Source organism: Streptomyces sp. SUK 48, assembly GCF_009650765.1.
Taxonomy (GTDB): domain Bacteria; phylum Actinomycetota; class Actinomycetes; order Streptomycetales; family Streptomycetaceae; genus Streptomyces.
In genome coordinates, this window is sequence record NZ_CP045740.1 from 3,946,335 (window position 1) to 3,968,737 (window position 22,403).

20 protein-coding genes are annotated in these 22,403 nt (G+C 72.7%); 2 read left to right on the forward strand and 18 right to left on the reverse strand.

Going from position 1 to position 22,403, the window contains the following annotated elements; translation table 11 throughout:
- Positions 1 to 9: 9 nt before the first annotated feature.
- Entirely contained in the window at positions 10 to 1,833 is a 1,824-nt protein-coding gene (locus GHR20_RS17010; RefSeq protein ID WP_153813637.1) for a 5'-nucleotidase C-terminal domain-containing protein, read from the reverse strand.
- A gap of 247 nt (positions 1,834 to 2,080) precedes the next feature.
- Positions 2,081 to 3,364, reverse strand: coding sequence for an adenylosuccinate synthase (locus GHR20_RS17015; protein WP_111583168.1), 1,284 nt, complete (start codon positions 3,362 to 3,364; stop codon positions 2,081 to 2,083).
- Between the two features lie 212 nt (positions 3,365 to 3,576).
- Here GHR20_RS17015 and GHR20_RS17020 point away from each other — a divergent pair, with 212 nt between their 5' ends.
- Together GHR20_RS17020 and GHR20_RS17025 are read left to right on the forward strand one after the other, a co-directional pair.
- Entirely contained in the window at positions 3,577 to 4,401 is an 825-nt protein-coding gene (locus GHR20_RS17020) for a diacylglycerol kinase (protein WP_181516249.1), read from the forward strand.
- A gap of 127 nt (positions 4,402 to 4,528) precedes the next feature.
- The gene (locus tag GHR20_RS17025) at positions 4,529 to 6,040 is read left to right on the forward strand and encodes an APC family permease (protein WP_153813638.1); all 1,512 of its coding nucleotides are present in this window, start codon (positions 4,529 to 4,531) and stop codon (positions 6,038 to 6,040) included.
- A gap of 253 nt (positions 6,041 to 6,293) precedes the next feature.
- On the opposite strand, the gene GHR20_RS17030 is transcribed toward GHR20_RS17025, so the two are convergent.
- From GHR20_RS17030 to GHR20_RS17105, 16 genes are all read right to left on the reverse strand, one after another.
- The gene (locus GHR20_RS17030; protein WP_153813639.1) at positions 6,294 to 7,526 is read right to left on the reverse strand and encodes a cytochrome P450; all 1,233 of its coding nucleotides are present in this window, start codon (positions 7,524 to 7,526) and stop codon (positions 6,294 to 6,296) included.
- Between the two features lie 37 nt (positions 7,527 to 7,563).
- Entirely contained in the window at positions 7,564 to 8,067 is a 504-nt protein-coding gene (locus GHR20_RS17035; protein WP_243878050.1) for a hypothetical protein, read from the reverse strand.
- Positions 8,064 to 8,732 (reverse strand): response regulator transcription factor, encoded by a 669-nt coding sequence (locus GHR20_RS17040; protein WP_148024205.1) that lies wholly within the window; start codon positions 8,730 to 8,732, stop codon positions 8,064 to 8,066. The genes GHR20_RS17035 and GHR20_RS17040 overlap by 4 nt, the downstream gene beginning before the upstream one ends.
- Positions 8,729 to 10,399: a histidine kinase gene (locus tag GHR20_RS17045; RefSeq protein ID WP_194858903.1), complete on the reverse strand. Its 1,671-nt coding sequence runs from the start codon at positions 10,397 to 10,399 to the stop codon at positions 8,729 to 8,731. Before GHR20_RS17045 ends, GHR20_RS17040 begins: the two co-directional genes overlap by 4 nt.
- Before the next feature lie 41 nt (positions 10,400 to 10,440).
- Positions 10,441 to 11,316, reverse strand: coding sequence for an alpha/beta hydrolase (locus tag GHR20_RS17050; protein WP_153813641.1), 876 nt, complete (start codon positions 11,314 to 11,316; stop codon positions 10,441 to 10,443).
- A gap of 271 nt (positions 11,317 to 11,587) precedes the next feature.
- Positions 11,588 to 12,769, reverse strand: a complete 1,182-nt coding sequence (gene kynU, locus GHR20_RS17055) for a kynureninase (protein WP_153813642.1) — start codon at positions 12,767 to 12,769, stop codon at positions 11,588 to 11,590.
- Complete coding sequence (locus GHR20_RS17060) at positions 12,762 to 13,607, reverse strand: tryptophan 2,3-dioxygenase family protein (RefSeq protein ID WP_111583179.1); 846 nt, start codon at positions 13,605 to 13,607, stop codon at positions 12,762 to 12,764. The genes kynU and GHR20_RS17060 overlap by 8 nt, the downstream gene beginning before the upstream one ends.
- A 147-nt stretch (positions 13,608 to 13,754) precedes the next feature.
- Positions 13,755 to 14,168: a DUF3151 domain-containing protein gene (locus tag GHR20_RS17065; protein WP_111583180.1), complete on the reverse strand. Its 414-nt coding sequence runs from the start codon at positions 14,166 to 14,168 to the stop codon at positions 13,755 to 13,757.
- A 53-nt stretch (positions 14,169 to 14,221) separates the two neighbouring features.
- Positions 14,222 to 15,682: an MFS transporter gene (locus GHR20_RS17070; protein ID WP_111583181.1), complete on the reverse strand. Its 1,461-nt coding sequence runs from the start codon at positions 15,680 to 15,682 to the stop codon at positions 14,222 to 14,224.
- A 101-nt stretch (positions 15,683 to 15,783) separates the two neighbouring features.
- The gene (gene fbaA, locus GHR20_RS17075; RefSeq protein WP_153813643.1) at positions 15,784 to 16,806 is read right to left on the reverse strand and encodes a class II fructose-bisphosphate aldolase; all 1,023 of its coding nucleotides are present in this window, start codon (positions 16,804 to 16,806) and stop codon (positions 15,784 to 15,786) included.
- 139 nt (positions 16,807 to 16,945) lie between these two features.
- Entirely contained in the window at positions 16,946 to 17,494 is a 549-nt protein-coding gene (gene pyrE, locus GHR20_RS17080) for an orotate phosphoribosyltransferase (protein WP_111583183.1), read from the reverse strand.
- A gap of 10 nt (positions 17,495 to 17,504) precedes the next feature.
- Entirely contained in the window at positions 17,505 to 18,293 is a 789-nt protein-coding gene (locus tag GHR20_RS17085; RefSeq protein WP_153813644.1) for an aldose 1-epimerase, read from the reverse strand.
- A gap of 117 nt (positions 18,294 to 18,410) precedes the next feature.
- The gene (locus tag GHR20_RS17090; RefSeq protein ID WP_111583185.1) at positions 18,411 to 19,229 is read right to left on the reverse strand and encodes an SRPBCC family protein; all 819 of its coding nucleotides are present in this window, start codon (positions 19,227 to 19,229) and stop codon (positions 18,411 to 18,413) included.
- 58 nt (positions 19,230 to 19,287) lie between these two features.
- On the reverse strand, positions 19,288 to 20,925 hold the full coding sequence (locus GHR20_RS17095) for a polyamine aminopropyltransferase (protein WP_153813645.1): 1,638 nt from the start codon (positions 20,923 to 20,925) through the stop codon (positions 19,288 to 19,290).
- Positions 20,926 to 21,121: 196 nt separating this feature from the next.
- Positions 21,122 to 21,664, reverse strand: a complete 543-nt coding sequence (locus GHR20_RS17100; RefSeq protein WP_153813646.1) for a DUF2617 family protein — start codon at positions 21,662 to 21,664, stop codon at positions 21,122 to 21,124.
- A gap of 190 nt (positions 21,665 to 21,854) precedes the next feature.
- Complete coding sequence (locus tag GHR20_RS17105; RefSeq protein ID WP_243878051.1) at positions 21,855 to 22,334, reverse strand: hypothetical protein; 480 nt, start codon at positions 22,332 to 22,334, stop codon at positions 21,855 to 21,857.
- Between the last annotated feature and the right edge of the window lie 69 nt (positions 22,335 to 22,403).

Genomic DNA, 22,403 nt, shown 5'->3' on the forward strand with positions numbered 1-22,403 from the left:
CTGGCTGGACTAGAAGACCGGCGTGCCCGCCTGGGTCAGCTTCCAGTTGGTGACCGCGAAGCCGGCCGGGTCGAGGGTCTTCGTCGCGGTGACGTAGTCGATCATCATGTCGCGGATCTCGTTGGTGGAGCTGTACGCGATCTCCGCCGAGGCGATGTGCGGGTAGCCCGAACCGCCGTTGGCGCGGTAGTTGTTGACCGCGACCACGAAGACCTGGTCGGCGGCGACGGAGGCGCCGTTGTAGCTGAGGTTCTTGATGCGGGAGCCCTCGGGCTGGGCGATGTCGATGTCGTAGTCGACGCCCGCGGCGGTGTCGTACATGTAGTCCCAGAAGCTGTTGGCGTTGGTGAGGGTCGCGGTGTCGACCTTCGTGCCCGCCGGGACCTGGTGGTAGTACTTGGCCGCGTACTCCAGGTAGTCCTTGAGCTGGGCGCCCGTGAGCTTCTTGGCGTAGAGGGTGTTGTCGTAGATGTAGAGGCCGGCGATGTCCCTGATGGTGACGTTGCCCTGCGGGATGTCGGCCGTGCGGCTGAAGGGCGCGGCGACCGAGATCAGCGGGAGGGCGGCGTCGGCGGCGGACAGGCCGGTCTTGACCGTCTCCGTCTGGACCTTGTGGATGAAGTCCATGATCGGCACGTCCTTCCAGCAGGACTCCGCCGCCGAGAGGTCCGTCGTGCAGGTGCCGACCGGGGTGTTGACGTACTTCACCACCAGCTGGTGATCGGCCTCCAGGAGCTTCTTGATCTGCGGGTCCTCGGCCACCCCGTTGGGGTTGAGGGTCTGCGCCTTCTTGCCCGTCACCTTCCACTGCCCGTGGTGCAGTTCGAGCTCGAAGTCGAAGACACTGAGCCGGTAGCCCCAGCAGTACGGCTCGGAGAGGAGGACGTCCTCGCCGGTCTGCTCGTTCTTGACGGTGTACGACGGCACCTCGACGTGGGTGTGGCCCACCAGGATCGCGTCGATGCCCGGGACCTGCTCGGCGACCAGGTTGGACGCGTTCTCGATGTAGGGGAGTTCGTCGCCCCACGAGGAGGAGCCGTCCAGGCCGGAGTGGTCGGTCAGGAAGACGACGTCGCAGCCGAGGGCGCGCAGCCGGGGCACGTACTTCTTCGCCTGCTCGACCAGGCCCGGGAAGACCAGCTTGCCGCCGACGTTGTCCTTGTCCCAGATCGCGATGCCGGGGTTGGTCAGACCGAGGATGCCGACCTTGATGTCGGGGGCGCCGGGGACCTTGATGCACTTGACGGTGTACGGCTCGAAGGCCGGGCGCAGCGTCTTGGCGTGCAGGGCGTTCGCGCCCAGCAGCGGGAAGTCGCACTGGTCCTCGAACCTGCGCAGCGTCTCGATGCCGTAGTTGAACTCGTGGTTGCCGAGGGCGGCGGCGTCGTAGCGCATGTGGTTCATGGCGACGGCCATGGGGTGCTTGGGGCCGCGCTTGCCGTCGGTGCCGGTGATCGGGTCGACCCGGGCGAAGTAGTAGGCGAGCGAGGTGCCCTGGATGATGTCGCCGGCGTCGACGAGCAGCACCCGGTGCTCGCCCTTGGCCTCGCGCTGCTGCTTGATGAGGGTGGCGACGCGGGCCACGCCGACCGAGTTGCCGGCCTTGTCGGTGTAGGGCGCGTCGGCGTAGTAGTCCCAGTCGAAGACGTGGCCGTGCAGGTCGGTGGTGCCCAGGATGGAGAACGACCAGGTGCGCGGCGCCTTCTCGTGGCCGTGACCCTTCTCGGCCGCCTCGGCGGTGCCGCTGCCCACCGCGCCCGCCGCGGCGACGGCGGCGCCGGTGACGGCCGACTTCTTCACGAACTCCCGGCGGTTCATGGGACTGTGGGTCATTCAAGGCTCCTGAGACTGGAGTTGGCGCGAGCAGGGGGCGTCCATGCGGAGGCTACCCGCGTAGATCGTGCTCGCGCCGTTCAGCACCGCAAACCAGGAAATGACCATGTCCAGGTCAAGGATGAGTCAGGTGGGGTGACATACGGAAGCGCCCGCCGGTCCCGCCCGAAGGCGGATCCGGCGGGCGCTGCCGCACGGTGAAGACGGGTCGAACTCCGGCTTACCGGACGGAGATACGCGGGGAAAGCTAGATGAACGAGTTGACCTCGATCGTCTCGTCCCGGCCCGGGCCCACGCCGATCGCGGAGATCGGGGCGCCGGACATCTCCTCCAGCGCCTTGACGTAGTTCTGCGCGTTCTTCGGCAGGTCGGCGAAGGTCTTCGCCTTGGTGATGTCCTCGGACCAGCCCGGCAGGTTCTCGTAGACCGGCTTCGCGTGGTGGAAGTCGGTCTGGGAGTAGGGCAGTTCCTCGACGCGCTTGCCGTCGATCTCGTACGCCACGCAGACCGGGATCTGCTCCCAGCCGGTGAGCACGTCCAGCTTGGTGAGGAAGAAGTCGGTCAGGCCGTTCACCCGGGTCGCGTAGCGCGCGATCACCGCGTCGAACCAGCCGCAGCGGCGGTCACGGCCGGTGGTCACACCGCGCTCGCCGCCGATGCGGCGCAGCGCCTCGCCGTCCTCGTCGAACAGCTCGGTCGGGAACGGGCCGGCGCCGACCCGGGTGGTGTACGCCTTGAGGATGCCGATGACCCGGCTGATCTTCGTCGGACCCACACCCGCGCCGGTGCAGGCGCCGCCCGCGGTCGGGTTGGAGGAGGTGACGAAGGGGTACGTGCCGTGGTCGATGTCGAGCAGCGTGCCCTGGCCGCCCTCGAACAGCACGACCTTGTCCTGCTCCAGGGCCTGGTTGAGGACCAGCACGGTGTCGGCGACGTACGGCTTGATCTGCTCGGCGTAGCCCAGCAGTTCCTCGACGACCTGGTCGACGGCGATGGCGCGGCGGTTGTAGAGCTTGGTGAGGACCTGGTTCTTGACGTCGAGCGCGGCCTCCACCTTCTGCTGGAGGATCGACTCGTCGTACAGGTCCTGGACCCGGATGCCCACGCGGTTGATCTTGTCCGCGTAGGTGGGGCCGATACCGCGCCCGGTCGTGCCGATCTTCCGCTTGCCGAGGAAGCGTTCCGTCACCTTGTCGACCGTCACGTTGTACGGCGTGATGACGTGCGCGTTGCCGCTGATGAGCAGTTTGGAGGTGTCGACACCACGCTCGTTCAGACCGCTCAGCTCGGAGAGCAGGACCGAGGGGTCGACGACGACACCATTGCCGATGACCGGCGTGCATCCGGGAGAGAGGATGCCGGAGGGCAGGAGGTGGAGGGCGTACTTCTGGTCGCCGACGACGACCGTGTGGCCGGCGTTGTTGCCGCCCTGGTATCGCACCACATAATCCACCGATCCACCGAGCAGGTCGGTGGCCTTCCCCTTGCCCTCGTCACCCCACTGAGCACCGAGCAGCACAAGTGCGGGCACGCGCGTACACCCCTTCCGGGCGGGGCATGTCCAAGGTCAGGGGCACGGGCGTAAGGTTCAGCGCCGCGTGCCACCGCGACCGTCGTTGGCCGCACAACCGTCGGACCGGATGCCCCGGAATAGACGAAGCCCCTGGCGCAATAGCGCAAGGGGCTCTTGCACAAAGATGCTACCCGAGGAAGCGAGGCAGGACCGAGGTGGCGACTTTCGCGATGTCCGATCAGCTGCTGGTGATCATCGATCCGGGGGCACGGCAGACGGACGGGGAGTCCGTACGGATCGCGAAAGACGTGCTCAGCGCGGGTGCGGCGGCCAAGGTGTGCCTTCCGGAGGGGCCGGAGGAATTCGCCCGGGCACTGGGCCGTAGGGGTTCCCGCCGGCCGGTGGTGGTGGGCGACGACGCGGCGCTGACGCGCGCGGTGACCTTGCTGCACCGGGAGCGGGAACTGGCCGGATGTGTGCTGTCGGTGGTGCCGGTGGGCGAGAGACTCGCCCTGGCGGCGTCCCTGGGGGTGCCGACCGGGGCGGTGGCGGCCGCGCGGGCGGTGCTGGACGGCGCGGAGCGGCGCCTGGACCTGCTGGCCGACGACAGCGGCGGACTGGTGCTCGGCGGGCTCGCCATCCCCCCGGCCCCGGCGCGGGTGCCCGCGCCCGCGCCGATGGCCGCCGCCGGCCGCCCCTGGTACCGGTCCCTGGTGCGCACCCTGAGCCCGCGCCCCACCCGGCTGACCGCGATACCCGCCCCCGGCCCCACCCGGCTGCGGGTGGAGGTCGACGGCGAGGCGCTGGTGGACCTCGACCAGCCGGTGGAGTCCCTCTCCCTGGCCCCGGCCACCGGCGGCCTCGCCGCACTGGAGGTCCACCCCCTCTCGGCGGGCGCCGAGAGGGGCCCCCTGCGGGCCTTCGGGCGCACGGTCACCGTCACCGGCCCCGACTTCCACTACCGGGCCGACGCGAAGGTGACGGGACCCGTACGGCGCCGGACCTGGCGGGTGGCCGAGGGGGCGTGGGGACTGGTGCTGCCCGCCCGCGGCTGACCCCTCACGCATCGCCCTAATGGTCTAGTGACAAATATTTAACCGTCCCGACCCCTTCCCGTGCCCCCTTCTCGTCCAGCATCCTGCTCCATCAGGACCCAGGGAACGGACCCGGAGGGGGTCATTCATGGCAGTGGACGAGGGTGTCGTACCGGCGGCGGGGACCGACGGAGGCGAAACGATTCATCGGCTGAAACCCAACGCCGTCGGGCTGCTCGGTGTGGTGTTCATGGCCGTGGCGACGGCCGCGCCGATCACCGCGATGACCGGGAACGTGCCGTTCATGGTGTCGTCCGGCAATGGCATCGGGGCGCCCGCAAGCTATCTCGTCGCAATGGTCGTACTGGCAATCTTTTCCGTCGGATTCACCTCGATGGCGAAGCACATCACGTCGACGGGCGCCTTCTACGGATTCATCTCCTACGGCCTGGGCCGCACGATCGGGCTCGCCTCCGGACTGCTCGCCACCTTCGCCTACGTCGTCTTCGAACCCGCGCTCATCGGGATCTTCTCCACCTTCGCCACGACCACCCTCCGGGACCAGACCGGGGTGCACCTGCCCTGGTGGTCCTTCGCGATCCTGATGCTGGCGATCAACGCCACCGGCACCTGGTTCGGGGTCAGCGTCGCCGAGAAACTGCTGGTGGTGCTGCTGGCGACCGAGGTCACGGTGCTCGCCGCGATGGCCGTGTCCGTCGCCCTGCACGGCGGCGGCCCGCACGGTTTCAGCCTCGCGCCCATCGATCCGGTCAACGCGTTCAAGGGCACGTCCGCCGGGCTCGGCCTGTTCTTCGCCTTCTGGTCCTGGGTCGGCTTCGAGTCCACGGCGATGTACGGCGAGGAGTCCCGCGACCCCAAGCGGATCATCCCCAAGGCGACGATGGTCAGCGTCCTGGGCGTCGGGGTCTTCTACGTCCTCGTCTCCTGGATGGCCATCTGCGGCAACGGCGAGGCGGCGGCCGTGAGGGCGGCGTCCTCCGCGAACCCCCTCTCGATGTTCTTCGTCCCCACCGAGCGGTACGTCGGCCACTGGGCCGTCGACGTCATGCAGTGGCTGATGATCACCGGGTCGCTGGCCTGCGGGATGGCCTTCCACAACTGCGCCGCGCGCTACCTGTACGCGCTGGGCCGCGAGGGCGTGCTGCCCTCCATGCAACGCACCGTCGGCCGCACCCACGCGCGGCACGGCTCGCCGCACATCGCCGGGCTGGTGCAGACGGGGGTGGCGGCGGTGCTGATCGGCGCGTTCTGGATCGCGGGGAAGGACCCGTACACCGGCACGTACGTGCTGCTCGCGATCCTCGGCACGATGGCGATCCTCGTCGTCCAGGCCGTGTGCTCGTTCGCCGTGCTGGCGTACTTCCGCTCGCACCACCCGGAGAGCCGGCACTGGTTCCGCACGTTCGCCGCGCCGCTGGTGGGCGGGGTGGCGATGCTCGGGGTCGTGGTGCTGCTGGTGTCCAACATGGGGGCGGCGGCCGGCAGCGAGTCGGGGTCGCTGGTGCTGCGGGCCACGCCGTGGCTGGTGGGGGCGATCGCGGTGGTGGGGGTGGCGTACGCGCAGTACCTCAAGCGGCGGGCGCCGGAGCGGTACGCGCTGGTGGGCAGGACGGTGCTGGAGGAGACGAAGGAGCGGTAGCACGCCGCCGGCGGACGTCCTTCCCGCCCCCGGCGGGTCGCGGGGGTGGTGTACGGCGGGGTGGCGACCGGCGCGGCGGAGAGATGTGGCGGGGTGAGGCCGGGACTCGGTCGATGCAGCGCCTGAGGTCCTCGGTGTCGATCTCGGTCCCCAGCGGTTCCGGGAGGGAGAGCTTGGCACCGAAGGGCTTCTTCTCGGCGTGGTTGCCGTCGGGCACATGCCAGAACGGCCGTCCGCGCAGCCGGGCGAGTGATCACCGCACCTCCACCCGCAGCCCCTCCAGGCCCCGGATCACGAAGTTCGGTTTGCGGGTGGGTTCGTTCGACAGGGCGAGGGTGGGGGCCCGGTGGAGCAGGGACGTCATGGAGGCGGTCAGTTCGAGGCGGGCGAGGGGGGCGCCGATGCAGTAGTGGATGCCGGCGCTGAAGGAGATGTGGGGGTTGTCGGCGCGGCTGAGGTCGAGGCGGGCAGGATCGGGGAAGACGGCGGGGTCGTGGTTGGCGGAGCCGAAGAGCAGGGCGATCTCGGCGCCGCGCGGGATCACCGTGCCGTCGATCTCGATGTCGTCCAGGACCCAGCGCTCGAAGAGCTGGAGCGGGGTGTCGTAGCGCATCAGCTCCTCGATCGCGGTCGGGATCAGGGAGTGGTCGGCGCGCAGGGCGGCCAGCTGCCCGGGGTTGCGAAAGAGCGCCCACCAGCCGTTGACCGTGGCGTTGACGGTGGCCTCGTGGCCCGCGTTGAGCAGCAGCACGGCGGTGGAGATCACCTCCTGCTCGGTCAGCCGGGAGCCGGCTCCGTTGCCGCCGTCCTGCGCGGCGATCAGCCCGGAGATCAGGTCGTCGCCGGGACGCCTGCGCCGCTCGGCGATCAACTCCCGCAGGTAGTCCGAGAATTCGGCCGACGCGCGGACCGCCCGCGCCGCCGTGTCCTCGGACGGGTTCAGCTCGTACATCCCGCAGATCGCCGCCGACCAGGGCCGCAGCTGCCCCCGGTCCGCCTCCGGGATGCCCAGCATCTCGGCGATCACCGCCACCGGCAGCGGCTCGGCGACGTCCGCCAGCAGATCGCCGCCGCCGTCGCGGACGAGGTCCGCGACCAGTTCGTCGGCCAGGCCCTGCACATAGGGCTTCAGCCGCTCCACCGTGCGCGGGGTGAACGCCTTCGACACCAGCCGCCGTATCCGTGTGTGGTCCGGCGGCTCCAGGTCCAGCATCCCGTGATCGTTGAGCGTGTGGAACGGCTCGTGCGCGGCGGGCGGCGCGCTCTTGCCGAACTCCTCGTGCGAGAACCGGTGCTGGTACGTCCGCCCGAGCCGCCGGTCCCGCAGCAGCGCCGAGACGTCCGCGTGGTGCGGCACCAGCCACTGGTCCGTGGGCGCGTACCGGACCACCCGTCCGCGTGCCCGCAGCTCGGCGTACGCCGGGTACGGATCGGCCACGAACGCCGGGTCCCAGGGATCGAAAGCGAGTGCGCTGGAGCCTGCCATGCGGGGACGCTAACCCACCGGTCCCCCTGCGACCAGATCAGCCGAGCCGCTCGGCGAGCAGCACGTAGTCGTAGTGCAGCGGACGGCCCTCCTCGTCCACCGGGTGCCGGTGGCCGCTCTCGTGCGCCAGGATCACATCGAGGCCGGGCAGGGCGTCGAAGCCGAGGCCGTCGTCCTCCCCGACGGCATGGCCCCGTTCCGCGAGCCGGCCGCGAAGGTCGTCGCTCGGCGTGCGGAAGACATCGAGCCCGTCGAGCAGCACCCGCGCGCCGGCCTCCTCCTGCCGGAACCGGAAGACCTCCACGTCGCTCAGCGCCCCCTTGGTGAACCCGAGGGAGACCCCCAGCCCCGAAGGGTCGTGCGTGAGGTGGATCTGCGCCGGTGCCCCGGGGGCCGGGGCGACCCGGAACACGCCCCACCCGGCCGCGGCGTCCCGCGCCTGCCCCACCGGCATGCGGAACCGGAACGGCCCGACGCCGACATGCGGTACGAGTTCCAGCTCCAGCCCCTGATCCCGGTGGGCGCTCGCTTCCGCGCTCATCCCGGCGTCACCAGCCGCGCCTCGTACGCGAAGACCGCCGCCTGGGTGCGGTCCCGCAGGCCCAGTTTGACCAGGATGCGGCTGACGTGGGTCTTGGTGGTGGACTCGGCCACCACCAGGCGTTCGGCGATCTCCGCGTTGGACAGGCCCTGGGCGATGAGGACGAGGACCTCGGTCTCGCGGTCGGTGAGGTCGCCGTAGGCACCGCTCTGCGCGGCGGGCAGGGGGCGGCGGACCTCGGCCAGGCGGGAGAACTCGGAGATCAGGCGTTTGGTGACGGAGGGGGCGAGCAGCGCCTCACCAGCGGCCACCACCCTTACCCCGTCGGCCAGTTGGCGGGCCGAGGCGTCTTTGAGGAGGAAGCCGGAGGCGCCCGCGCGCAGCGCCTGGTAGACGTACTCGTCCAGGTCGAAGGTGGTCAGCACGAGGACCTTCGCCCCGGCGTCGGCCGCCACGATCTCGCGGGTCGCCTCGATGCCGTTCAGCTCGGGCATGCGGATGTCCATCAGGACGACGTCCGGGGCGAGCTGCCGGACCCGCTCCACCGCCTCGCGGCCGTTGACGGCCTCGCCGACGACCTCGATGTCCGGCATCGCGTTCAGCAGGACGGAGAAGCCCTCGCGGACCATCATCTGGTCGTCCGCGATCAGGACACGGATCGTCATGCGCCGCCCTCGGGTTCGGCCGCCGAGGCCGCCACGGGGAGGAACACCGCCACCTCGTAGCCTCCCTCGGTCGTGCGGGCCGCCGTCATCTCGCCGTTCAGCATGGTGACACGCTCCCGCATGCCCGTGATGCCGTGCCCCGCGCCCGGTGACGGCTTCAGCAGGCTCGGCGCGGGCGGCGGTCCGTTGAGCACGCGCAGGCCGAGCCCGCCGAGGACGTAGGAGACCTCCACCCGGGCGCTCGCCCCCGGCGCGTGCCGCAGGGTGTTGCTCAGCGCCTCCTGGACGATCCGGTAGGCGGACAGCTCGACCCCCTGCGGCAGTTCGCGCACCGCGCCGGTCACCGTCTTGTCCACGGCGAGCCCGGCCTCACGGACATTGGCGAGCAGCCGGTCCAGGTCGGCGAGCGTGGGCTGCGGGGCGTCCGGTGCCTCGTAGTCCTCCGCGCGGACGACGCCGAGGACCCGGCGCAGCTCGGTCAGGGCCGCCACCGCGTTCTCCCGGATGGTGACGAACGCCTTCTCCAGCTCCGGCGGCGCATTCTCCACCCGGTAGGGCGCCGCCTCCGCCTGGATGGCGACCACCGACATGTGGTGGGCGACCACGTCGTGCAGCTCGCGCGCGATGGTGGTGCGCTCCTCCAGCAGGGTGCGCCGCGAGCGCTCGTGCTCGGTCACCGTCTGCTGCGCGGTCACCTCCAGGGCGGCCTCCTTGCGGACGTGCCGCACGGCGACCACCAGCAGGACCAGCGCGGACAGGAACATCATCTGGGCGATGTCCTCCTGGCCGTACGGATGGCCGAACAGGCTCGCGGCGAAGAGGCCGTACACGCCGGTCGCCGCCCACATCCAGGCCGCGGTGCGCGGGCGGGTGCGGAGCGCCACCACGGTCAGCACCACCAGGTGGGAGAGGAAACCACCCGGCGTCCAGGTGCCGTTCGTCCAGTCGCCCTCGCTGACCATCCCGGTGACCGTGCAGGCCGCGAGGGACAGCCAGAACGCCCCGGCCGGGCGGACCAGGGTCAGCAGGACCGGCACCAGGACCAGCAGTCCGCCGATCAGGGACGCCGCGGTGGAGGTGCCGGCGCGGAACAGGGTGATCCACATCGCCAGCACGCCGAAGAGGACCACCACGGCGTGCGGGGCCCAGGGCGCGTACTCCCGCAGCCGGCCCGAGCGGCGGCGCACGAGGCGGCTGTCCGGGCCCAGCGGGGGCAGCGGCCGGTAGGCGAAGGCGTCATGGAACAGGTCCTGCCGCAGCCCGGCGAGGGCATCCGCGGCCAGCCGGAACTCCGGGCTGCGCGGGCGGCCGGACCCGAACTGCGGGGTCGGGTGCGGGGGCGTCGTCTCGGTCACACAGGAAACGGTAGGCGCCGTACGGCGGCCGGTCGTCAGCTTGGAGTCGGGTTCTCCGGCCTCCGTCTCAGGTACTACACGGGCATACGGCCCGCACCGCGTCCCCGGCCGGATCAGCCCCGACTCGTACGCGAAGATCGCCGCCTGGGCGCGGCCCCGCAGTCCGAGCTTCACCAGGATGCGGCCCCCATGGCTCTTCACCGTCCGCTCGGCCACCACCGGCCGCCCCGCTGTCTCCGCGTTGCCCAGCCCCCGCGCGAGCGGCGCCAGTGCCTCCGTGTCCGGTTCGGTGAGGTCCCCGCAGACCGTCACCCACGCACCGCGGGTATGCCCGGGTTCCCCTTCCGGGGCGGTCACCAGGCCAGTTGGGCGATCTCCTCCGCGACCACGGCGCAGGCGTCCGCCGACGGGTCGATGAGGGGGAAGTGGCCCACGTCCGCCAGCAGGGTCAGGCCCACCGTCTCGCCCGCCTTCGCCGCGGTGTCCGCGTACGCCTCGGCGACCGCCTCCGGGACGACGAGGTCCGCGCGGCCCTGGACGACGGTGGTGGCGATGCCCGTCGGGAGGAGGCGGGAGGGGTCGGCGTAGGGCAGACGGTCCTCGAACTGTGCCTCTCCGCCCAGGAGTTGGAGGGAGGCGTGCTCGCACACCGCCAGCTCCTCCGCTGTCGTGAAGTCGGCGATCGGGGCGAGGGCGACGACGCCGCGCAGGGAGGCGGCCTCGGGCAGGCGCCAGGGGGAGTCCGCGGGCAGGACGTGCCGGGCCGCGGCCCACAGCGCGAGGTGGCCGCCGGCGGAGTGGCCGGTGAGGACGGTACGGCGGGCGTCGGCCCCGGGGAGCGCCGTACGGGCCAGGTCCGGGAGGGCGTCCAGGGCGGCGGCGACGTCCTCGAAGGTGTCGGGCCAGCGGCCGGCCGGCGGGGTGTCGCCCTCGGGCTCGCTGTCGCCGCCGCGGCGGTACTCGACGTTGGCCACGGCGAAGCCCCGGTCGGCCAGGAAGCCGGCGAAGGGGGTGACGTGCCGACGGTCGTAGCGGGCGCGCCAGGCTCCGCCGTGCAGCACGACGACCAGCGGGGCCGGGAGGTCCCCCGTCGTACGGGGGGCGTAGAAGTCGATCACCTGGTCGGGGTGGGAGCCGTAGGAGGCGGTGGCGTCGGGGTCGACCGGGGCGTGCGAGAAGGCCGACTCCTCTTCGGCGGCGGCGCGGGCTGCGGCGGCGTCGTCCGGCATGCTCCAACCTCTCCACGACGGAACGTTTTCGGGGGCGACGGACCAGGCGGGGGTCGTCGTCGGCCGTTGGCGGGGAACGGTATCAGGCACGTGACGTGCGGGGATGTGGGGTGAGGGCCGGGAGGGCGCCGCGTCCGCCCTCCCGGCCCCCACCACCCCTCTCCCCCACTGCGCGACCAGCCCCCACCCGCCCGCGGCCGACGACGGCGGGCGGGCGCGTGAGGACCGGCGGACGGGTCGGGACCCGGCGGGCGAGCGGGGACCGGTGGGACTACCCGAGCACCGCTCCCAGCACCCTCGCCGCCCGCTCCGCGTCCGCGAAGCCCGTGTACAGCGGGGTGAAGCCGAAGCGGAGGACGTCCGGCGGGCGGAAGTCGCCCACGACACCCGCCTCGATCAGCCGCTTCATGACGTCACCGGCGTTCTCGCAGCGCAGCGCGACCTGGCTGCCGCGCTCGCCGTGCGCGGTCGGCGTCACGGACTCCACCCGGTCCCCGGCGTACCGGGCCACGCAGGCCAGGAAGAAGTCCGTCAGCGCGAGCGACTTCGCGCGGACCGCGTCGATGTCCACGCCCTCCCAGACGTCCAGCGCCGCCTCCAGCGCCAGCATGGACAGGATGTCCGGCGTACCGACCCGGCCGCGCACCGCGCCCGGCGCCGGATCGTACGACGGCCTCATCCCGAAGGGCTCCGCGTGCGAGTTCCAGCCGGGCAGCGGGGAGTCGAAGCGGGGCTGGAGCGCGCGGCGGACGTACAGGAACGCCGGTGAACCGGGGCCGCCGTTCAGGTACTTGTACGTGCAGCCGACCGCGAGATCGACGCCGTGCGCGTCGAGCCCCACCGGCAGCGCGCCCGCGCTGTGGCACAGGTCCCACACCGCGAGCGCGCCCGCGGCGTGGACGGCCGCGGTGAGCGCGGGCAGGTCGTGCAGCCGCCCGGTGCGGTAGTCGACGTGGTTGAGCAGCACCGCCGCCGTACGCGGCCCGAGCGCGGCCGGCACCTCGGCGGGCGTCACCGCGCGCAGCGTGTGGCCGGTGAGGCGGGCCGCCGACTCGGCGATATAGCCGTCCGTGGGGAACGTGCCGGCGTCCACCAGGATCTCGGTGCGCCCCTGGCCCGCCAGCCGGGCCGCGGCCACGACCGCCTTGAACACGTTGACGCTGGTGGAGTCGCCGACCACGACCTGCCCCGGCGCCGCCCCGACCAGCGGGGCGATCCGGTCGCCGATCCGCTCGGGCGCGGTCCACCAGCCGCTCTCCTCCCAGGAGCGGATGCGCAGCGCGCCCCACTCGCGGCGCACGACGTCCGCGACCCGGTCCGGGACATGCGCGGGCAGCGCGCCCAGCGAGTTGCCGTCGAGGTAGACGACGTCGTCGAGGACGAACCGGGACCGCACCGGCGCCAGCGCGTCGGCCGCGTCCAACTCCTTTGCCTGCAAAGTGAGTTCAGACATAGGACCGGGCCGTCCACAGCTCGGGGAACACGTTCTTGCGGGCGCGCTTCTCCAGCCAGGCCACCCCGGCGGAGCCGCCGGTGCCGGTCTTGGAGCCCATCGCGCGGCGGGTGGCGACCAGATGGTCGTTGCGCCAGCGCCAGACCAGCTCGGCCACGTCGGTCAACGCCTCGCCGAGGCGGACGAGTTCGCCGTCCTGGGCGCCGGAGTAGATCTCCGTCCAGACCTGTTCGACAGCGGCGACGGGCTCATGGCGCCGGGCGACGTCGCGGCCCAGGACCTCGTCCGGGATCGCGTGGCCCCGGCGGGCCAGCAGCCGCAGCACCTCGTCGTAGAGGCTGGGCTCGTGCAGCGCCTTCTCCAGTTCCGCGTGCGCGCGGTGGGCGCCGCGGTGCGGGACGAGCATGGACGCGGACTTCTCGCCGAGCAGGAACTCCATCCGCCGGTACATCGCCGACTGGAAGCCGGAGCCCTCGCCGAGGGCCGCGCGGTAGGAGTTGAACTGGGCGGGGGTGAGACCGGCGAGCGGGGTCCAGGAGGCGTTGAGGGCCTCCAGCTCGCGCACGGAGCGCTTCAGCGCGGCGATCGCCGTGGGGATGTCGTCCGAGCGCAGCGCCTTCGCGGCGGTCTCCCACTCGTGCACGAGCACGGTGAACCACAGCTCCATCACCTGGGTGGTGACCAGGAAGACCATCTCGCCGGGGTCGTCGGAGAGGGTGTGCTGGAGGTGGGTGAGCAGGTCCGCGCGGACGTAGTCCTCGTAGGGCGTGGTGCCCGCGAAGTCGAGATGCGGGGTCTCGGGCTCAGCGGCCTCGTGGGGGTGAGCCTGTTGGGACATCGCTGTCTCCTGTGTTGCTACGGGTAGCGGTCCGCCCCTGCCGATGCCGGCACGGGGGCCCCGGTCCCCACTCGCATCCTCCGCAATCACCCCCGGTACGGCAAGGCCCGCCTGTTGCCAGACGGGCCACACAGGTGACGCGGTGGCTCAGCCGAGGGTCGACGCCGCGGTGGGCGAGGAGTCCTTCAGGAACTGGCTGCAGCGCTCGTACTCCTCCTGCTCGCCGATGGCCTGGGCGGCGCGGGCGAGGGCGTGCAGGGCGCGCAGGAAGCCGCGGTTGGGCTCGTGCTCCCAGGGCACCGGGCCGTGGCCCTTCCAGCCGCTGCGGCGCAGCGAGTCGAGGCCGCGGTGGTAGCCCGTACGGGCGTAGGCGTACGACTCCACGACGGAGCCGCGCTCGAAGGCGTCGTCGGCGAGCTGCGCCCAGGCGAGCGAGGAGGTGGGGTGCTGCGCGGCGACGTCCGCCGGCGCGGTGCCCTGGGCCAGCTGCTCCCGGGGTTCGGGGTCGTCGGGGAGGTGGGTCGGGGGCGGCCCGCCGAGCAGGTTCTCGTGAATGGTCATGGGTTCAGTCTCGCGTACCGGCGTGCGCGTCCGGCGTAGCCCCCGAGGGGTTGCTACGGGCCGGCCCGCTCGCCCTCCAGCGGCGGAGTCGTCAGCGAGCAGTGCGTATGCCGCTCCGGGTGCTGGCATCCCGGCGTCGGGCGCCCGGTGACCAGGAAGAAGGCGAGGACCGAGCCCAGGACCAGGACCCCCGCGCAGATCGGCATCGCCCGGTTGAAGGAGGCGTCGAAGGCCGCCGCGGAGCGGTACGCGTCCGCCCCCATCCCGGCCAGCAGCGGCAGCGCCGCCACCGCCACCAGGCCCGCCGCCCGGGCCGCCGCGTTGTTGATGCCGCTGGCGACGCCCGCCCGGGCGGTGTCGACGGAGGCGAGGACGGTGGCGGTGAGGGGGGCGACGAGGGTGACCATGCCGGCGCCCATGACCAGCAGCGCGGGCAGCACGTCGGTCAGATAGCTCGCCCCCGGTCCGACGCGCAGCATCAGCAGCATCGCGGCCGCGCACAGCAGCGGCCCGACGGTGAGCGGCAGCCGCGCTCCCGTGCGGTCGGACAGCGCGCCCGAGGCGGAGGAGAACAGCAGCATCAGGATGGTGGTCGGCAGCAGCGCCGTCCCCGCGACCAGCGGCGACCAGCCGACCGCCACCTGTAGCTGGAGCGCGGTGAGGAAGAAGAAGCCGCCGAAGGCCGCGTACACGCACAGCGTGACCAGGTTGACGGCGGTGAACTGCCGTGAGGCGAAGATGTCCGGCGGCAGCATGGGATGCGGCCGGTGCCGTTCGACGTACACGAACGCGGCCGCCGCGGCGAGGCCGAGCACCGCGCTCACCACCACCGCGGCCGTACCCTCCCGCGCCTCGATGAGCGCGTAGGTCAGCAGCGCCAGCGCCAGCGCGCCCAGGACCGCGCCGAGGACGTCGAAGCGGCCGTGCGCGCCCTCGTCGGCCGACTCCGGGACATGGCGCAGGGCCACCGGCACGCACAGCAGGGCGAGCGGCACATTGAGCAGGAAGACCCAGCGCCAGCCGGGCCCGGAGACCAGCCAGCCGCCCAGGAACGGGCCGACCGCGGCGCCGATCCCGCCGAATCCGGACCACAGGCCGACGGCCCGGCTGCGGTCGTCGGGGTGGAAGGACGCCTGGATCAGCGCGAGCGAGCCGGGGGTGAGCAGCGCCCCGCCGACGCCCTGGAGGGCGCGCGCCGCGATCAGCAGCCCGGAGGTGGGCGCGATGCCGCAGAGCAGGGAGGCGGTGGCGAACCAGACCACCCCGAGCACGAAGATCCGCCGGCGGCCGTAGCGGTCGCCGAGGGAGCCGCCGAGCAGGATCAGCCCGGCCAGCGTGACCATGTAGGCGTTCACGGTCCACTGGAGGGCGCCGAGGCTCGCGTTCAGATCGCGGCCGATGCGGGGCAGCGCCACATTGACGACGGTCGAGTCCAGCAGGGCCATGCTGGAGCCGAGCACCGTGGTGAGCAGAATCCACGTACCCCGGGACGAGCCGATCCGGACTTCGGGCATGCCCCCACATATACAGCGAGACGGCGGCCCCGGCATATACAGCGGACGGCGGGCCCGGCGGCCGGGAAGCCGCCGAGCCCGCCGTGAACGCGTACGTACGCCTACTTGATCCTGTTGCCCGCGGAGCGCAGGTTCCGCGTGGCCTCCACGACGCGCGCGGCCATGCCGGCCTCGGCCAGCTTGCCCCAGGTGCGCGGGTCGTAGGACTTCTTGTCGCCGACCTCGCCGTCGACCTTCAGGACGCCGTCGTAGTGGGCGAACATGTGGCCGGCGACGGGGCGGGTGAAGGCGTACTGGGTGTCGGTGTCCAGGTTCATCTTCACCACGCCGTTCTCCAGCGCGGTGCGGATCTCCGCCTCGCTGGAGCCGGAGCCGCCGTGGAAGACGAAGTCGAACGGGGACTCCTTGCCGAACCGCGCGGCCACGCCCTCGTTGAGCTCCTTCAGCAGCTCGGGGCGGAGCACGACGTTGCCCGGCTTGTACACGCCGTGCACATTGCCGAAGGACGCGGCCAGCAGGTAGCGGCCCTTCTCGCCGAGGCCGAGCGCCTCCGCGGTGCGGATCGCGTCGTCGACCGTGGTGTACAGGGAGTCGTTGATCTCGTGCGAGACGCCGTCCTCCTCACCGCCGGTCGGGGTGATCTCCACCTCAAGGATGATCCGGGCGGCGCGGGCCTGCTCCAGCAGCTCCTGCGCGATCTCCAGGTTGTCCGCGAGGGTCTCGGCGGAGCCGTCCCACATGTGCGACTGGAACAGCGGGCCGAGGCCGGCGTCGACGCGCTTCTTGGACAGGGCGATCAGCGGACGGACGTACCCGTCGAGCTTGTCCTTCGGGCAGTGGTCGGTGTGCAGCGCGATGTTGACCGGGTACTTCTCCGCGACGATGTGCGCGAACTCGGCGAGCGCGACCGCGCCGGTCACCATGTCCTTGCTGTACTGGCCGCCGAGGAACTCGGCGCCACCGGTCGAGATCTGGACGATGCCGTCGCTCTCCGCCTCCGCGAAGCCGCGCAGCGCGGCGTGCAGGGTCTGGCTGGAGGTGACGTTGATGGCCGGGTAGGCGAACTTGCCTGCCTTCGCCCGGTCGAGCATCTCGGCGTAGACCTCGGGGGTTGCGATGGGCATCTGTCCGCTCCTTGTGTTGCGGGTGGGTTCTGCGTACGGCCCTGACCTAGACCTGGTGGGTGACGTCGTCGTCGGTCCCCCATCCTTCCAGACGGGAGGTGACGCACGTCGCCCCCCAAGTCCAGGTCAAAGGGGCGTGTCAGTCCAGACCCAGTTCATCCTTCGAGAAGGCGAAACGGTACGGCACCCCCGCGCCGGCCTCGATCTTCTCGGCGGCGCCGGTCGCCCGGTCCACGATGGTCGCGACGGCGACGACCTCGGCACCGGCCTCGCGCACCGCCTCCACGGCGGTCAGCGGTGAACCGCCGGTGGTGGAGGTGTCCTCGACCACCACGACCCGGCGGCCCCTGATCTCCGGGCCCTCGACCCTGCGCTGCATGCCGTGCGCCTTGGCGGCCTTGCGGACCACGAAGGCGTCCAGCCGGCGCCCGCGCGCGGCGGCGGCGTGCAGCATGGCGGCGGCGACCGGGTCGGCGCCCATGGTGAGCCCGCCCACCGCGTCGAACTCCAGGTCCGCGCAGAGGTCCAGCAGCACCTGGCCGACCAGCGGGGCGGCCTCGCCGTCCAGGGTGACGCGGCGCAGGTCGACGTAGTAGTCGGCCTCCAGACCCGAGGAGAGGGTCACCTTGCCGTGCACCACGGCCTTGTCCTTGATCTGCTGAAGCAGCTCGCTACGCACGTCGCTCATGCCGCCCAGCTTAAAGGCGCCGCCAGCTCCAGGTGGTGGTCGCCTCCAGCGGCTCCAGCGGCGTGACCAGGCGCGGGCAGGTGTTCAGCCCGTTGGGCGGCCCGGTCTGCGGCTCCACGCAGACGGCCTCGGCCTGCTCGTCGTAGACCACCACCCACTGCTCGCGGGAGGCCACCTTCAGCTCCAGGCGGCCCGGCCAGGTGAGGGTGACGTCGACGCCGTCGGGCATCCCGAAGCAGTCGTCCCACGGGCCCGGCTCCGGGTCGATCCGGTTGCCGGTGGGCAGGTGGTCGGCGCCGCGCTCCTCCTGCCAGGCGGGCGTGAACTCCAGGGCCGCGTCCACGCCGTCGAGGGTGCGGTGGAACCAGGGGTGCCAGCCGATCTGCGCCGGGAACGAGTCGTCGTACGTCTCCACGGCCATCGTCAGCGTCAGGCTGTCCTCGGCGAGCGCGACGATCTGGGTGACGAGGCCGGAGTGCGGCCAGGGGTCGGTCAGCTCGTGCGTGATCACCGCCTCCTGAGCGGTGACGCGCGCGGTGCGCCAGGCGCCGTCGCGGGCCGTGCCGTGAATGGCGTGCGGCGGGGAGTTGAGCGGCATCTGGCGGACGATGCCGCCGTCCAGGAAACGGCCGTCGCGGACGCGTCCGGCCCAGGGCACCATGGGGAAGCAGCCGAAGCGGTCGCCCTGCCGCAGCAGTTCCGTGCCGCCGACCCTCAGTCCGCCGATGCGGCCGCCGTTCCCGGGCCGCACGATCACCTCCGCGTCGCCCGCGGTCAGCGTGATGTCTTCGTTACTCACGGGACGACAGTACTGGGGCGGCGCCCGGAAGGGCGGGGCCGTGTCCGATAGCGGCTCCGTCCCCCGGGCGCGCCCGGCCACGAAGAAGGCCGGACAAGCCGGACAAGCCTGGCGAACTCAACGGCGCCTGCGCAGCGCCCGTCCCACCACGATCGCCGACGCCACCGCCAACGCCGCCGCCGGCGCGGCCCACTTGAGCGCCTGGTTGGCCGAAACGGCCTGCGGGGCCGGTACCGGGGCATAGCGGCCGCGGGGCGGTGCGTGGTCGACCTCCTCCGCGCTGCGGCCGATCATCGTGCGGCGGGCGTGGGCCGCCTCGGCGGGCGGGACGCCGGTGTCGGTGAAGTCGTCCGCGGGGCCCTCCACATCGTCCCCGGGGCCCTGCGCGCCCGCGGCGCTCTCCTGCGCGTCGTCCGCGTCGTCCGCGTCGGGGCCGAGCGAGGATGGCGGAATCTCGGTGTCGAAGACGGACGCGTGCCCGGCCGCCGGCGCCTCCGCGTCCTTCCCGGGCTCCTCCGCCGGCTCCCCCAGCGCCTCCAGGAACCGGGTCAGCAGCCGGGTCGCCGCCGCGGCGACCGTCTCCGCGGGAAGCTCCGCGATCCGGCCGGAGGCGTCCGCGCCGCCCTCGGCCGTGACCGTCGTACCGCCCTCGGCGTCCGCGAGGCGCAGGGTGAGGGCGAGCTTGACCGCGCCGGTGCCGCGGGCCTCGGTGGCGTCGCCCTCGACGGTGTACGTGCCGTCCTGCCGGGCGAGCACCCGGGCGGTGCCGCGATAGGTGACGGAGTGTCCGCCGACCCGCAGTTTGAGGCGCCCGGCGACGGGGGGCGCGCCGGCGTCCTGCTGGAGCCCGGGGACGGCACGGGCGACCCGCGCGGGGTCGGCGAGTGCCGTGGCGAGACGGTCGGCCGGGGCCGGGACGAATACCTGGTGCTCCATGTCGGCTGAGCCTACCCAGGAGGAGGCGGATCGTACCCTCGCCGGGACCCGCGCCTGCTCAGTACCGCGGGTGGATCAGGGTGGAGACGGGCAGCCCGGTGATCCGGGCCCGCTCGGCCGCCCGCCGGTCCGCCGCGAGGGCGGCCGGGGTGAGGGTGGCCGCGGGGACCGCCGGGTCCAGGCGCAGGGGCGGCGGCGCGTGCCCCGCGGCGGCGAGCAGGAAGCCCCAGTCGTGCGGGGCCTCGGGCGTGCCCGCCGAGCGGTCGGGGCCCGCCGGGAAGCCGGGGTCCCGGCCGAGGACGCGGTAGGGGGTGGCGGCGAGTCCGGCGGCGCGCAGGGTCGCGGCGACCGTCCAGAAGACGCGGGGGCGGGTGGTGAAGGAGCCGGCGTGCACCACGAGGCGCCCGCCGGGGGCGAGCACGCGGCGGGTGAGGCCGTAGAACTCCTCGGAGTACAGCTTGGTGCTGGCGGTGATGCCGGGGTCGGGGAGGTCGGCGATCACCACGTCGTACGAGGCGCGGGGCGCGGTGCGCAGCCAGTTGAGGGCGTCGGCGATGGTGAGGCGGACGCGGGGGTCGGCGTAGACATGGCCGCCCGCGGCGGCGAGGCCGGGGTCGCTGCGGGCCAACCGGGCGAGCCCGGGGTCGAGTTCGACGATGTCGACGCGGCGCACCCCGCGATGGCGCAGCACCTCGCGCGCGGCGAGGCCGTCGCCGCCGCCGAGGATCAGCACGCGGGCGTGCGGTCCGGCGAGGGCGGGGTGGACCAGGGCCTCGTGGTAACGGCGGGCGTCCTGGCCGCCGACGCGCAGCCGGCCGTCGAGGTAGAGGTCGAGGGGACGGCCGCCGGTGCCGCCCGCGAGGACCACCTCCTGCACCCCGGTCTGCACGGCGACCCGGACGTCCGCGCCGTACACCGCCCGGCGCGCGGCGCGTTCGAAGTCGGCGGACAGGGCGGCGGCCGAGGCGAGGACGGCGAGAACGGCGAGGCCGGCCAGGAGGAGGGTCCAGCGGGCCCGGCGGGTCAGGTCGCGCCGGAAGAGGCCGAGGACGAGGGCGCCGCCCGCCACGAGGTTGACCGTGCCGGTGAGCAGCGCGCCGGTCAACTGGCCGAGGAACGGCAGGAGTACGAAGGGGAAGGCGAGGCCGCCGACGAGGGCTCCGACGTAGTCCGCGGCGAACAGGTCGGCCACGGCGGCGGGCGCGTCCTGTCGCCGGATGCGCTGGATCAGCTCCATCAGCAGCGGGACCTCGGCGCCGATGAGCAGGCCGATGGCGAGCGAGAAGGCGACCAGCAGGCAGCGCGGGCCCTCGGCCCACAGGCCGCCCCAGCCGCCGGTCCAGGCGAACACCGCGTACAGGGCCATCGCGCTGCATCCGCCGACCAGGGCGAGCAGCGTCTCGACCGCGCCGAAGCCGACGGCCGTGTGCCGGCGCAGCCGTTTGGCGCCGAGCGAGCCGATGCCCATCGCGAACACCATCACGGACAGCACGACGGACGCCTGGGTGACCGAGTCGCCGATCAAGTACGAGGCGAACGCGACGAGTTCGAGCTCGTACACGAGTCCGCAGGCCGCGCAGACGAAGACGCACGCGAGGACCAGGAACCGCCCGGTGCCGGGCCGGACGGGCAGCCGCGCGGGGCCGGTCCGGGAGGTCGGGGCGCCCGGGGGCGCGGGGGCCTGCGGTTCGATCACGCTGCGACGTTACGTCACGCGACGGGCACGCTTCGTCACCCACACGTGTGGAACCGGGGGCAGTTGACCCCATCCGGGTTTATCCGGCGGACGCCCTCGCACATCCGGGGTTGTGCGGCGGACGCCTTCACGCAACCGGGGCTGTGCGGCGGACGCCCTCGCGCATCCCGGCTCACGCGGCGGACGCGCCCTCGCGCTACGCGGCGCGGACGCCCTGGCCCCGCCGTCCGCCGCGCACCCGCGCGCCCACCCGGGTTCGGGTGGCGACGAGTTGACCGTCCTGCGGGTAGGCGTGCCAGGTGCGCCAGTGCACATGGTCAACGTGCCGCTGGGCCAGCATCGCGGTGAACGCGTGCGGGCTGCCGGGGAAGACGCCGGCGAGTCCGTGCGGGTGCTCGGAGACGAGGGCGAGCAACTCCTGGGCGCGGCCCGCGAAGGAGCCCGGGGTGAGCATCTCGACGCGCGCCGCGAACTCGTACTCCCAGTCGCCGACGCGCTTGGCGACGCCGAGCGGCAGCGGGGTGCTGGAGCCGGGGATGCAGGCCACGGTCTCGGAGCACTGGCCGCGCTCCTCTTCCAGGAGCACTTGGTGGGAGGCGCCGAGAAGTCTCAACTGGAGCTTGGCGCCGGTCAGTTCAAGGTCGAGGGTGGCCAGGGCGGGGAGCGGGTCGCGCCCCAGGGCCCAGGCGAGGTCGGCAGCGCGCGTATCGCTGTAACTGGTGTTCAGGGTCGTGAGCATGGATCGGCTCCGCTAACACGCGAATGAGGGGAGAGGGCCGTGTCAGCCCGGCCGGCCCGGCCGGTACGAGGCGTCCGCGAGACGTCCTGGGGGCTGCGTTGGCTGCATTGGCGTTTTAGAGGGAATCATGAACAGAGGCCCTGCCACAGCGTTTTTACCCAACTTCGGGGGCATTCCATCCCCCGGGGGCTCACAGCTCAACTGTTCCACCACGGCGCACGCCGGGCGTGGGCGCGGCGGCCCGCACCCCTCGCCCCAGCGGCCGCTCCCCGCCACCGCCCGCCACGCCCGATCCGCCCGCCGCGCCTGCTCCGCCCGCTCCCCTCGCTCCCCCCGCTCCGGCCGCCTCAGCTGCTCCCGCAGCCACCGCCGCCCCCGCAGGACGACCCGCCGCCGCACGAGGAGTGCCCCCGCACGAGGAGTGGCCGCCGCCGCAGGAGTGCCCGCCGTGGTGGCCCCCGTGGCTCCCGTGGTGCCCGTGGTGCCCGCCGGACGAGGAGCCGGAGTCCCCGGCCCACCAGCTGCCGCCGCCCGCGCTCCCGGCCACGCCGCCGCCCCGCCGCGCGGCCCTGCCCTTGCCCCCGCCCCGCCTGCCGCCCTTGCCGGACACCCGCGCGATGACGACGAACAGGACGAACACTCCCACCAGTCCGACGACGAACGGATTCATGGCGCCACCTTCTTCCGGTCCCCCGAAGCCACCCCCCGTGGGCGCCTCGTCCCTCCCCGCGCCACGCGC

What these genes read in the sequence shown, in the direction of transcription:
- GHR20_RS17100 (WP_153813646.1), bottom strand. Translation starts at nt 21,664, where the DNA reads ATGCTCACGACCCTGAACACCAGTTACAGCGATACGCGCGCTGCCGAC.
- pyrE (WP_111583183.1), bottom strand. Translation starts at nt 17,494, where the DNA reads ATGAGCGACGTGCGTAGCGAGCTGCTTCAGCAGATCAAGGACAAGGCC.
- fbaA (WP_153813643.1), bottom strand. Translation starts at nt 16,806, where the DNA reads ATGCCCATCGCAACCCCCGAGGTCTACGCCGAGATGCTCGACCGGGCG.
- GHR20_RS17035 (WP_243878050.1), bottom strand. Translation starts at nt 8,067, where the DNA reads ATGAGCGCGGAAGCGAGCGCCCACCGGGATCAGGGGCTGGAGCTGGAA.
- GHR20_RS17040 (WP_148024205.1), bottom strand. Translation starts at nt 8,732, where the DNA reads ATGACGATCCGTGTCCTGATCGCGGACGACCAGATGATGGTCCGCGAG.
- GHR20_RS17070 (WP_111583181.1), bottom strand. Translation starts at nt 15,682, where the DNA reads ATGCCCGAAGTCCGGATCGGCTCGTCCCGGGGTACGTGGATTCTGCTC.
- GHR20_RS17030 (WP_153813639.1), bottom strand. Translation starts at nt 7,526, where the DNA reads ATGGCAGGCTCCAGCGCACTCGCTTTCGATCCCTGGGACCCGGCGTTC.
- GHR20_RS17025 (WP_153813638.1), top strand. Translation starts at nt 4,529, where the DNA reads ATGGCAGTGGACGAGGGTGTCGTACCGGCGGCGGGGACCGACGGAGGC.
- GHR20_RS17050 (WP_153813641.1), bottom strand. Translation starts at nt 11,316, where the DNA reads ATGCCGGACGACGCCGCCGCAGCCCGCGCCGCCGCCGAAGAGGAGTCG.
- GHR20_RS17090 (WP_111583185.1), bottom strand. Translation starts at nt 19,229, where the DNA reads ATGGAGCACCAGGTATTCGTCCCGGCCCCGGCCGACCGTCTCGCCACG.
- GHR20_RS17010 (WP_153813637.1), bottom strand. Translation starts at nt 1,833, where the DNA reads ATGACCCACAGTCCCATGAACCGCCGGGAGTTCGTGAAGAAGTCGGCC.
- kynU (WP_153813642.1), bottom strand. Translation starts at nt 12,769, where the DNA reads ATGTCTGAACTCACTTTGCAGGCAAAGGAGTTGGACGCGGCCGACGCG.
- GHR20_RS17020 (WP_181516249.1), top strand. Translation starts at nt 3,577, where the DNA reads ATGTCCGATCAGCTGCTGGTGATCATCGATCCGGGGGCACGGCAGACG.
- GHR20_RS17065 (WP_111583180.1), bottom strand. Translation starts at nt 14,168, where the DNA reads ATGACCATTCACGAGAACCTGCTCGGCGGGCCGCCCCCGACCCACCTC.
- GHR20_RS17060 (WP_111583179.1), bottom strand. Translation starts at nt 13,607, where the DNA reads ATGTCCCAACAGGCTCACCCCCACGAGGCCGCTGAGCCCGAGACCCCG.
- GHR20_RS17105 (WP_243878051.1), bottom strand. Translation starts at nt 22,334, where the DNA reads ATGAATCCGTTCGTCGTCGGACTGGTGGGAGTGTTCGTCCTGTTCGTC.